Genomic DNA, 10,845 nt, shown 5'->3' on the forward strand with positions numbered 1-10,845 from the left:
GTACGACCGTCGCCGCGGACTCGGAGTTCCCGATGCTGTCTGTTCGCGAGGTTGAGGTGCTCGACCTCATCGCCGCAGGTCGGTCGAACGCGGAGATCGCCGCGTCCCTTGTCGTGTCGCCGAAGACCGCCAAGAACCACGTCTCGAGCATCCTCACCAAGCTGGGCTGCACCCGAACCGAGGCCGTTGTCCGCGCACGCGACGCCGGCCTCGGCCGAAGTTGAGTCGCCGCGTAAACGTTGCTGATTGGTGGGTCATTCTGGGCGGTAAGCACCTGCGACTTAGCGGGCGGATCGAATTATTGGAGCACCAATTGGTGGAGTTCCGCTTCAACGTCTAGGTCGAAGGGTCAGCGAGAACTGGAGCGGGTGAGCATCTCATCGACGATCGCGCCGGCGACGTCGCGCGGCAGACCTCGGGTCGGGCAGTGATGGACGTCGACGTTCGCGCCGGCGTTGAGCTCCAGGACGACGGCTCCCTCGACGGTGTCGAGGTCCTGCGCCATCAAGTCCACTCCGGCCACGTGCAGGCCCGGAACTGCACGGGTGGCGGCCACGGCCACGTCGAGCAAGTCGGGATGCACGAGGTCGGTGACGTCGACGTTCTCCCCGCCGACGCTGATGTTAGCGAGACTGGTGAGCACGACAATTTCGCCGTCGGCCGGAATGCCGTCGAGGGTACGGCCCGATCGTTCGAGCAGTGCTGTCTCGACGATCGGTGGGTGCGCGGCCAGATAGGGCACGGTCAGCCGCTGTTCGCGCTTGGCCTCGATCAGGTCGCTGATGCTGAGTCGACCGTTGCCCACGACGTGGAACGGAACGCGGGTGGTCGCTGCGACGGCGCGCGTCCCGACGACGAAGACGCGGATGTCGATGCCACTGATCTGCTCCTCCAGCAAGAAGGTGGTGTCTCGACGCGGTTGCAGGGCCTGGGTCGCCGTCTCCCACGCGGCCTCGAGGTCGGCCCTGGACGTGATTGCGCAGGTGATCCCGCGGCCACGCATCCCGTATGAAGGTTTCAGGACCGCCGTCCGCATGGTCTGTACTTGGGCGAGCCCCTCATCGATCTGGTCGGGTGTCAGGGCAAACCCCACCGGCACTGGCACACCCGCGGCCTGAAGCAGCTGTTTGGTCTGGACCTTGGAATCGCACACGAGAATGGCGTTCTTGGCGACGAGGCTGGTCATCCGATGCTTGTGCACGCTGCCCACCGCGACGCGTCCGTCGTAGAAGTAGGTGGTGTCTGCGATCTTTTGGATGGCGAGCCCGCGCGTTTCGGCTGCACCGCGCATCAGCTCCATGTGATTGGTCAGGTGCGCTCGCGCCGGCGAGCGCGGCACGTGCGGCAGGACCTCGTCGATGAATCGTTCGACCGGCGCGGCGCTGCCGCGTCGCGGGCGCCGACCGAGCCTCAACGGGAGTCCCGTACGCGGGCAGGCGCTGGGTCAAGCGGAGGCCGGAGCGCTGGAGACATGAACGGACCTTGTGGGTGGCGGACGATGCCCATTCCTACCACGTTCGTGTCTTCGCGACCGGCGCCTACGTCCTAGCCTGCGGCGGGCGGTGCGGGATTGCCGCGCATCGGCTGACTGGCCTCCGAACGACGCTCGTTGTCGCGGAACCGGGGCGAGTAGTGGGCGAAGAAGGCTTGCGCGACGAGCTCCCGTCGACTGCGGACTCCCATCTTCTCGAACACTGACTTCAGGTGTTCTTGGACGGTGTATCCGGAGACCGACAACGTCGAAGAAATTCCTGCAGTGGGGTGTCCCTCCAGCACGAGCTGCACCACCTCGCGCTCGCGTCGGGTGAGCCCGTGCGCAGACATCACCAGGTCAAAAATGCGCGGCGGTCGGGCCGGCTCGACCAGAACCGCCACGCGATGCTCTCCGGCAAGCAGGGCAGCGGAGAGTGCGAGCCAAGGACCCTCAGGAACGCGGACCCGCGCTTCTGCCGGTCGCCCCGACGCGGCTGCACGAGCAACTGCCAGGACGCTCACCGGTGTCGCCCTCTCGACGTCGACGTCACCCAGTGCGGTCAGCCACGCCGCGCCGGCAGCGGTCATGGACTCCACGTGACCGTCAATTCCGACCAGAACCAGCCCGGGACCGTCCGGCCAGTCCGGATCCGAAGCCTCACCAAACACCAGGGCACGTCGCGCCCCTTCGGCCAGCGGCGTGCTCACGGCCGAGAGGAACTGCTTCTCGGCAGCACTGAACATCGGCCGGTCCAGTTCCCGGTAGAGGCCGAGAGCGCCCCACACCTCGCCCGATCGGGTCCTGAGCCGCAGCAGCAGCTCCTGGTCGCCACCGAGCTCGATGTTCGCCTGCCAGCGCGCTGTGCCGCTCGGATCTCCACCGGTGAGCTCGTGAAGGGTCGAGATCCCGGAGTCGGACCGGACCACGTCGAGGATCTGGTTGACGTCGTCGTCGAGGTACTCGGCTTCCAGCCAGGCATCCGGGTATTCCGTCAGGCCCTCGTGGAAGTGGCTGGTGATGAGGTGCGACGCGGGATCCAACGTGTACCAGCACGGCACCCAGTAGTGCGGCACGACCTCGCTGATGACCGAGGATGACTCCTGCCAGAACGTGGCGAGGTCGAACTGGCGGGCGGCCAGCTCCCGGATCCGGTCCTCTGCTCGAGTCGCCTTCGACTCCACCCTCGCACTGTAGCGATTCGGCCACTCGCGACGAGTTCCCACAAAAGTGGTATTTCGCGACCGCGGTGCCGCATCTAACGTCCCGAGCATGACCCACACGCCAGCACCGACCCAGCCGTACCGTCTTCTGAAGCCGGGCGACGGACTCGTTGAACCCGGCCCGGGACGGGTGACCGACCGATTCATGATTGACGGACCGGACTCAGACCAGCGCTTCGCACTCGTCCAGCATCTGTTGGCACCCCGGGCGCTCGCGGCGCCCGTTCACCGTCACCACCTCGAGGATGAATTCACCTATGTGCTCATGGGACGAGTCGGTGTCATGCTTGGCGAGGACGAGGTGGTCATCGAACCGGGCGACCTTCTGTTCAAGCCTCGACATCAATGGCACACGTTCTGGAACACCAGCGACGAGCCTGCAACCGTGCTCGAGCTGATCTCGCCTGCCGGCCTGGAGATCTTCTTCCGGTGGCTTGCCGAGCTCGACGAGTTCCCCGCTCCGGACGTTCTCGCAGTCAAGGCTGCGCCGTACCAGTGCGATGTCGATCAGGCCGCGACCGAGGCGCTCATGCTGAGGTTGAACATCGCCGGATAGGGCTCATCAGCCGGGTGCGTCCTGAACAGCCGGAGAGCGGATCGATGGAGTCGATTTGCCGCGGCCGAGCCACGATTGCTCTGACCTCGACGGAGTAGGGTCCGTGACGTACCCACTGGTCACTCCCCGGGAGTCTGCATGCCCACCTCAGCCGCCTCACTGCTGCTCAACCCCACCACGTACGACCCGGCCCACTACGACGACGAGACCCGCAGGATCCTGCGGGCCACGATTGATCACCTCGAAGATCGTGGGCTGTCGCAGCTGCTGGAGGACTATCACGGCAAGCAGTGGTACGCCGACTTCTTGGAGTTCGTGGCCAAGGAGAAGGTGTTCGCGACCTTCCTGACCCCGGCGCGGGACGCCGACGGCGAGCAGGACAAGCGGTGGGACACCGCGCGGGTCGCAGCAATGTCGGAGGTGCTGGGTTTTTACGGGTTGTCCTACTGGTACCCCTGGCAGGTCACCGCGCTGGGCCTCGGACCGGTGTGGCAATCGGACAACGCTCCGGCGCGCGCGCGGGCGGCGGCAGCGCTCGAGTCGGGTGGAGTCGCGGCTTTCGGACTCTCTGAGCAAGCCCACGGCGCCGACATCTACAGCACCGACATGGTGCTCACCGCGGACGGAGAGGGCGGGTACACCGCGAACGGGGGGAAGTACTACATCGGCAACGGCAACTGCGCCACGGTCGTCTCGGTGTTTGGGCGGATCGACGGCGTCGAGGGACCCGACCAGTACGTCTTCTTCTACGCCGACAGCACCCAACCGGGCTACCACGTCGTCCAGAACGTGGTGCCCAACCAGAACTACGTCTCGGAGTTCCGCCTGGAGGACTATCCGGTCTCGACCGAGGACATTCTGCACACCGGTGAGGACGCCTTCAGCGCGGCGCTGAACACGGTCAACGTCGGCAAGTTCAACCTGTGCTTCGGAGCGATCGGCCTGACCACCCACGGCTTCTACGAGTCGATTCGGCATGCGCACCACCGGGTGCTCTACGGCAAGCCGGTCACCGACATGCCGCACATCAAGGCGTCGTTCATCGAGAGCTACGCCCGGTTGATCGCCATGAAGCTGTTCAGCGACCGCGCGATCGACTACTTCCGGACGGCCTCGCCGGAGGATCGACGGTACCTGCTGTTCAATCCAGTGACGAAGATGAAGGTCACCACCGAAGGTGAACGGGTGATGATCGCTCTCGGAGACATCGTCGCCGCGAAGGGATTTGAGAAGGACAACTTCATCGGCGTCGCAAAATTCGACACGACCTGCCTGCCCCGCTTGGAAGGAACTGTCGCGGTCAACCTCGCGCTGGTGCTGAAGTTCATGCCCGCTTACCTCTTCCTCCCGGAGGACAAGGCTGCGGTGCCGACCCGGCAGGACGCCGCCGACGACGACTTCCTGTTTCGGCAGGGTCCGACCCGTGGGCTGGGCAAGGTGCGGTTCCATGACTGGCGGCAGGCCTACGCGGCGGCGTCGTCGATCCCCAACGTCGAACTGTTCACCGAGCAGGCCGAGGCTTTCGTCGAGCTCCTGTCGACCTCGGCGCCGGACGACGAGCAACAGAAGGATCTCGATTTCCTGCTTGCCCTCGGCGAGCTCTTCACCCTCATCGTCTACGGCCAGCTCATCTTGGAGCAGGCGGCGATCGTGGACCTGGAGCCCGATGTGGTCGACACGATCTTCGGGGTGCTCGTGCGCGACTTCTCGGCGGGAGCAATCGCGATGCACGGCAAGTCCGGCTCGACCCCCGCCCAGCAGGAGTGGGCCCTCGGGGCGGTCCGCAAACCGGATGTGGACGAGGGCCTGGCCGCTCGGATGTGGGCGCAGGTGGTCGACCTGGCTGATGTGTACTCGATGACCCCCTGAGGGTTCAAACTCGACGACGCCGAGAGGATCTTGCGCCGACACCGATCTGCACGAGCTATGGCCGGTCTCGTGCAGGAGACCTAGTCTGTTGCGGAGGAGGACCCATGGCGGACATCCCGGTGGAGCAGTGGCGAGGCGTCGACGAAGGCTGGGGGAGGCGCGCCGCGGAATTCGCAGCATTGTCCGAGCCAGGTAATTGTCGAGAGTACGTCGCGATGCACCAGCACCTCGATGTCGGTGCCGGGGTACGCCTGCTCGACGTCGCGTGCGGGTCCGGGCTGGCCATCGAGCTGGCGGTGGCTCGCGGCGCCAGCTGCGCTGGTCTTGACGCGTCGCATCGATTGGTGGCGGTCGCGCAGGACCGAAACCCGGCATCCGACGTTCGGACGGGGGACATGCACGCGTTGCCATGGGAGGACGACACGTTCGATGTGGTCACGAGCTTTCGTGGCATCTGGGGAACCACGCCCGATGCCGTGGCCGAGGTTCGAAGGGTCCTTCGACCCGGCGGCCGGATGGGGCTGACGGTCTGGGGACACATCAAGGCCTCGTCCGGTGCTTGGGCGCTCAAGCCGTTCACGCTCGCGGCCGATGAGAAGGTCGCCAATCAGGCGGCGATGGTGTCCCTGGGACGCCCGGGAGTCGGCGAGGACCTGTTGTCCCGCTGGGGCTTCGACGACGTGCAGTGCATCGAGATCCCGTTCGCGTGGGAATTTCCCGATCCAGAGACCTACGCGCGCGCGCTGGCGGCGACGGGACCCGCGTACGAAGCGATCCAGTCCGTCGGCGAAGAGGCTTTCACGCAGTACGCCGTCGACGTGGCCCGCGAGCACGTCAGAGATGGGCTCCCGCTGCGCGCGGAGATCAAGGTAGTGGGCTACGTGGCTCGTAAGCCAGCCACCCGCACGGCCTCCCTGGAAGTCAATTTTTTGCCAGATCCCGAGCCAAGCCCTGCGGTGGACGAGTTCTATGCCGGAGATCTGGAGGAGCTTGGCTACGTCATGAACTCTTCTCGTCTGTGGGGACGACACCCGCAGTCATGGAAGTCCCTCTTCGGGCTCATCGGGACTGCGACCGAGCTCGGCGGGCTGAGTTTTCGGCAGCGCGCCATCTTGGTCACCGCCACCGCCGCGACGATCAGCGACTCGTACTGCTCGATGGCGTGGGGTGCCAAATTCGCCAAGAAGTCCGGGCCCGACATCGCGGCGGGCGTTCTGCGTGGCAGCGACGGCGGTCTCACCCCTCAGGAGAGCGCACTCGCGGCGTGGGCACGGCAGGTTGCCAGAGATCCGAACGCCACCACCGCCGACGACGTGAACAGTCTGCGCAACGCTGGTTTCGACGACATGCAGATCTTTGCCATCACCGTCTACGTCGCTGCGCGAATTGCCCTCTCGACGGTCAACGATGCGCTCGGGTCCGCCCCTGACGTCGAGCTTGCGGCATCGCTGCACCCCGAGGTCCGCGAGGCAGTCGCGTTCGGGCGACCCCCGGGAGAGTGAGAGGCGACGGTGGGTTGAGGCCGGCGAGTTCGGTGAGCAAACGTCCCAACCCATCTTGCCCGGGAGCATTCCTCGATGCGCCGAGCACGGTCACCGGGTTGTTGCGATCCAGGGCACGGTTCGCCTGCGAATGCGGGGGAAACTCATTGTTACTTACGCGTAACGTGAGTCACGTCATGCTCGTTGGGGTGGCATGCGCACGACTCGGTCATTCCTCGCCATGTTCGCTCTTCTCCTTGCCGCCATCGTTGGTAGCACCTTGGTCGTCTCCCCGGCCAGTGCTCACGAGGAACGCGAGGCTGGATTCCCCGACGGGAAGGGCACGGTCCCGAAGTACCTCGGCCTGAGCAACTCCCGCTACAAGGTCGTGTGCACGTCGTCGAGCAAGAAGCTCATCGCCAAGATGCCCAAGGGCTCGCTCCGCACCCGCAACCAGCAGCTGCTCAAGTCCTGCCGTCACCGCTCGATCCAGGACGCGGTCAACGCGATCACGAAGACGAAGACGTCGGTCTACATCTTGCCGGGCACCTACACCGAGTCCAAGTACGCCAACAGCAAGCCGACCGGATACTGCGGTTCGATCAAGACCGCGTCCAAGGACCCGATCGACACGGGCCAGTACATCGGCAGCCTGACCGGTGAGCAGTCACCGGAATACGGCGACGGCCCCGTGGCTTTGTCGTATCCCGACCAGGTGCGTTGCCCGCACAACCTCAACCTGATCGCACTTCTCGGGGACAAGACCCCGCAGGACTCCTCGATTCAGTGCAACAACGCCTTGTGCGGCACCCAGCTCATCGGCACCGGCCGCCGGCCGAGCGACGTCCTGATCGACAACAAGTTCAGCAAGCTCAACGCCATTCGTGCCGACCGGGTCGGCGGCGTCTACCTGCGCAACTTCACGGTTCAGCAGGCCGAGTTCAACGCGATCTACGTCCTGGAGACGGATGGATTCACGATCGACAAGATCGTCGCCCGCGCCAACGACGAGTACGGCATCTTGGCCTTCGCCAGCGATCACGGTCTCATCAAGGACGTCGACGCGTACTACAACGGCGACTCGGGCATCTACCCCGGATCAGCCTCGGACCTCAACGCGGACAGCACCACGACAGAGGTCAAGCGTTACGCGGTCGAGATCCGCGACAGTCGGAGCCACGACAACACACTGGGCTACTCCGGCACCGCCGGAAACTCTGTCTACGCCCACGGCAACAAGTTCTATGACAACGCCACCGGCATCGCGACCGACTCTCTGTTCCCCGGTCACCCCGGCCTCCCGCAGGACCACGCACGATGGTCGCGCAACGAGATCTTCAGCAACAACGAGAACTACTCCACCAAGTACGTCGACACCGGGATCTGCGCCAAGCCGATGAAGGAGCGCGGCTACATGAACGGCACGGTCTGCCCGGTCGTTCCGACGCCGGTGGGCACCGGTGTGCTCATCGCGGGCGGCAACTTCAACATGACCGACAACAACCACATCTACGACAACTGGCGCTTCGGCACGATGCAGATCTGGGTGCCGGCCCCGCTGCGCGACGAGTACGACCCGGAGAAGCTGTTCGACACATCGCACGGCAACCAGGTCTTCGGCAACAAGCTGGGCATCACGCCCAGCGGGAAGATCGCGCACAACGGCCTCGACCACTGGTGGGACGACCAGGGCGTCGGCAACTGCTGGGAGAAGAACACCTCGTCGCGCGGCACGCCAACCAACAACTTCGTGATCGACCCGGGCCCGTGTGCTGGCGGAGGTTCCAAGCTCGTGCCCGGCCTCGCGGTCAAGGACGCCGGCTTCCTGACCTGCAGCCAGTACGACCGGTCCGATCCGGTGTGGAAGCACCCGCCGCAGTGCCAGTGGTTCGACAGCCCGAGCAAGCCCACCTCCACCGCGGAGAACGGGCCGTTCGCGGGTCTGTTCCGACTGGGCAGCTGACGGGTGCGCAGGCTCGCCATCGCGGCGGCGGTGACGCTGGTGCTGGTCGGCGCAGCGGTGCCGGCGTACGCGGTGATGTCCTCGCCGCTGTCGACGACTGGGCCGACCTCCGTTACCGGCACGCAGGCGTCGGCCGTCTTCCAGATCGGAGACAGATCGGTGCGGCAGGTGCGCTACGTCGATCGCGGCACACTGGTCTACACCTTCACGCTCACCAATGATGGTGCCCTTCCGCTCACGGTCACCGGTTTGGAACCGATGCCGCGCAAGGCCACGTTGTTCACGTACCAAGAACTGGCCGACAGCGGCGGGAAGTCGGAGTTCACGATCGGCGCGCGGCAGAGCAAGACGGTGCGGCTGTCGATGCTGATGTCGGCGTGCGAGCGTCTCTCGGCCCGCGCAGGAAGCTTTGCCTCCGAGGTGCGCCTCAGCATCTTCCGGCTGGGTGGAGTCGACAAGGTTCTCACCGTCTCGCTGCCCGAACAGGTGCACACCGGCTCGGCCCGCGAGGCCTTCTGCCCCCGCTCGACCGCGTCCTCCCGACCCCCCGGCTAGCAGCGGGTCAAGGTCAGGTCAGCGGCCCCCATGACGGCCTCCTAGGGTGGCCCCATGCCTGGACGCCAGAACTATCCGCAAGAGTATGTCGACTACTGCCAGCAGCAGATTGAGTCACAGCTCTCCGAGATGCGGGACATGCCGCCAGTCCCGACGTCTTTCGCTCAGCGGCTCGCCGCCCACCTGATCATCGTCATGGATGCGTGCTTCGCGCAGCGCGTGCGCGGCGCGGATGCCAGCCCGCTGAACGAGGTGCGCGTCTTGGCTCACTCGCTGATGCAGGGCACCACCGTCGTGGAGGACTCCACCATCGAGTGGACGCCACACGATCTCGTGCTGGGACTGGAGATCGACGACGACATCGCCTTGTCCGTCAGCGACGTCGATCGGCTGCAGCAGGCCTTCTTCGCCGAGATGAACGACAAGCACGCCGTCTGAATCGCCATGACTATGGCTGGATCGGTGCTGACCGTCGACCCACATAGGACTTCTCGCCCCGCGGCACCATCCAGACCGCGATGGCCGTCGTCACCGGAACGGCCAGCACCAGTCCAATGGCGCCGACCAGCGTGCGGACGACCTCCTGCCCGATCTGCTCAGTGGTGACGACCGTGACCAGGTTCTGCTGGTAGGCCGACACCAGCAGCAGGATCGTCATCGCCGATCCGGCGTACGCAAACACCAGGGTGTAGACGCTGGAGGCGATGTGATCGCGGCCGATGCGCATGGCTGACGCGAACACGCTGGCGCGGCTGGCTGTGGGTTGGAAGGCTCGCATCTCCCACACCGCGCTCGCCTGCGTGACCGTGACGTCGTTGAGCACACCGAGTCCGGCGATCACCATGGTCGCAGCCGCCACCTGCGACAGGTTGAGCGTGGAGACGGTGGCGAGCAGCAACCGGTCGTCCTCCGACCCCAGCCCCGTGATGCTGCTGAGGTCGGTGCTCAGCACACCAAGGCCGGCCGTCATCGCGATGCCGAACAGGGTGCCGAACAGTGCGGATGTGGTGCGCACGGAGATGCCGTGCGCGAGGTAGAGGACGACGATCATGATGACCGTCGAGCCGATGATGGCGGTCAGGACGGGTGAACGTCCGGCGAGGATCGATGGCAGGACGTACTGGGTCAGCGCCATCAGGGTGACACCGATGCCGATCAGGGCGAACAGGCCGCGCCATCGTGCGATCGCGATGACCACGACGGCGAACACCGCGGCGAGCGCCGCCAGCGGCACGCCACGCTGGAAGTCGACGAACTCGAACGATGGTGTCTGGCCTGCGGGCTGCACCCGTAGCAGCGTGACCTGGTCGCCAACGGAGATACCGGACTGGAACCGGGTGGGGTCGAGCGTGACCTTCGCGGCCTCTCCATCATCGGTCGCTGCCGTGACCTCGCCGCAGGCACCGGCGACGCCGGGCGTGTTGTCCGGGCCTGCCCCAGTGCCGTTGCAATCCAGCGCCTCGACGCTCTTGACGACCGCGCCGACCCGGCTGACACCCTCGCCGCCATAGGGATCCAGGCCCTTCGGCACGTCGCTCGCCGACGGCCACGTGAGCACCATCGCGGTGAGGGCGCCCGCGGAGATGGCGAGGACGACCAGGACGAGGGCCGTGATCATCGGAGCTCCGCTGCGTCCGACGGGAACGCTGGCACCCGAGTGCGTGTGTGTCACGATGAAATCGTGCCAGACGACGACATCGAACACCTCCCCGGCGGGGTGGGTGGCG

At 65.6% G+C, this 10,845-nt stretch carries 10 protein-coding genes; 7 read left to right on the plus strand and 3 right to left on the minus strand.

The genetic code is table 11. From position 1 onward, the window contains the following. Positions 1 to 224, plus strand: a 224-nt coding sequence (locus WB508_RS01895) for a response regulator transcription factor (RefSeq protein ID WP_423843180.1), incomplete at its 5' end; no start/stop codon positions are given. A 125-nt stretch (positions 225 to 349) separates the two neighbouring features. Here the strand turns inward: WB508_RS01895 and WB508_RS01900 are convergent. Together WB508_RS01900 and WB508_RS01905 are read right to left on the minus strand one after the other, a co-directional pair. After that, entirely contained in the window at positions 350 to 1,414 is a 1,065-nt protein-coding gene (locus tag WB508_RS01900) for a hypothetical protein (RefSeq protein ID WP_423843181.1), read from the minus strand. 131 nt (positions 1,415 to 1,545) lie between these two features. Continuing rightward, on the minus strand, positions 1,546 to 2,655 hold the full coding sequence (locus WB508_RS01905; protein WP_423843182.1) for a helix-turn-helix transcriptional regulator: 1,110 nt from the start codon (positions 2,653 to 2,655) through the stop codon (positions 1,546 to 1,548). Between the two features lie 88 nt (positions 2,656 to 2,743). On the opposite strand from WB508_RS01905, the gene WB508_RS01910 reads away from it, so the two are divergent. The 6 genes from WB508_RS01910 (at position 2,744) to WB508_RS01935 (ending at position 9,556) form a co-directional block, all read left to right on the plus strand. Then, the gene (locus tag WB508_RS01910) at positions 2,744 to 3,250 is read left to right on the plus strand and encodes a cupin domain-containing protein (RefSeq protein ID WP_423843183.1); all 507 of its coding nucleotides are present in this window, start codon (positions 2,744 to 2,746) and stop codon (positions 3,248 to 3,250) included. Positions 3,251 to 3,388: 138 nt separating this feature from the next. Further along, a complete protein-coding gene (locus tag WB508_RS01915) occupies positions 3,389 to 5,119 on the plus strand; it encodes an acyl-CoA dehydrogenase family protein (RefSeq protein WP_423843184.1) in 1,731 nt (576 codons plus the stop codon). 104 nt (positions 5,120 to 5,223) lie between these two features. Further along, entirely contained in the window at positions 5,224 to 6,621 is a 1,398-nt protein-coding gene (locus WB508_RS01920; RefSeq protein ID WP_423843185.1) for a methyltransferase domain-containing protein, read from the plus strand. A gap of 193 nt (positions 6,622 to 6,814) precedes the next feature. Beyond that, the gene (locus WB508_RS01925; RefSeq protein ID WP_423843186.1) at positions 6,815 to 8,563 is read left to right on the plus strand and encodes a right-handed parallel beta-helix repeat-containing protein; all 1,749 of its coding nucleotides are present in this window, start codon (positions 6,815 to 6,817) and stop codon (positions 8,561 to 8,563) included. Positions 8,564 to 8,566: 3 nt separating this feature from the next. Then, the gene (locus WB508_RS01930) at positions 8,567 to 9,118 is read left to right on the plus strand and encodes a hypothetical protein (protein ID WP_423843187.1); all 552 of its coding nucleotides are present in this window, start codon (positions 8,567 to 8,569) and stop codon (positions 9,116 to 9,118) included. Positions 9,119 to 9,172: 54 nt separating this feature from the next. Further along, on the plus strand, positions 9,173 to 9,556 hold the full coding sequence (locus WB508_RS01935; protein WP_423843188.1) for a hypothetical protein: 384 nt from the start codon (positions 9,173 to 9,175) through the stop codon (positions 9,554 to 9,556). Between the two features lie 10 nt (positions 9,557 to 9,566). Here the strand turns inward: WB508_RS01935 and WB508_RS01940 are convergent. Then, a partial coding sequence (locus WB508_RS01940; RefSeq protein WP_423843189.1) for a YibE/F family protein occupies positions 9,567 to 10,845 on the minus strand: 1,279 nt, incomplete at its 5' end.

The sequence above is a fragment of the Aeromicrobium sp. genome (genome assembly GCF_049586495.1).
GTDB lineage: Bacteria > Actinomycetota > Actinomycetes > Propionibacteriales > Nocardioidaceae > Aeromicrobium.

Excerpts from the sequence above, each read along its gene's own strand:
- WB508_RS01920 (WP_423843185.1), top strand. The coding sequence starts at position 5,224 with ATGGCGGACATCCCGGTGGAGCAGTGGCGAGGCGTCGACGAAGGCTGG.
- WB508_RS01935 (WP_423843188.1), top strand. The coding sequence starts at position 9,173 with ATGCCTGGACGCCAGAACTATCCGCAAGAGTATGTCGACTACTGCCAG.
- WB508_RS01910 (WP_423843183.1), top strand. The coding sequence starts at position 2,744 with ATGACCCACACGCCAGCACCGACCCAGCCGTACCGTCTTCTGAAGCCG.
- WB508_RS01915 (WP_423843184.1), top strand. The coding sequence starts at position 3,389 with ATGCCCACCTCAGCCGCCTCACTGCTGCTCAACCCCACCACGTACGAC.
- WB508_RS01925 (WP_423843186.1), top strand. The coding sequence starts at position 6,815 with ATGCGCACGACTCGGTCATTCCTCGCCATGTTCGCTCTTCTCCTTGCC.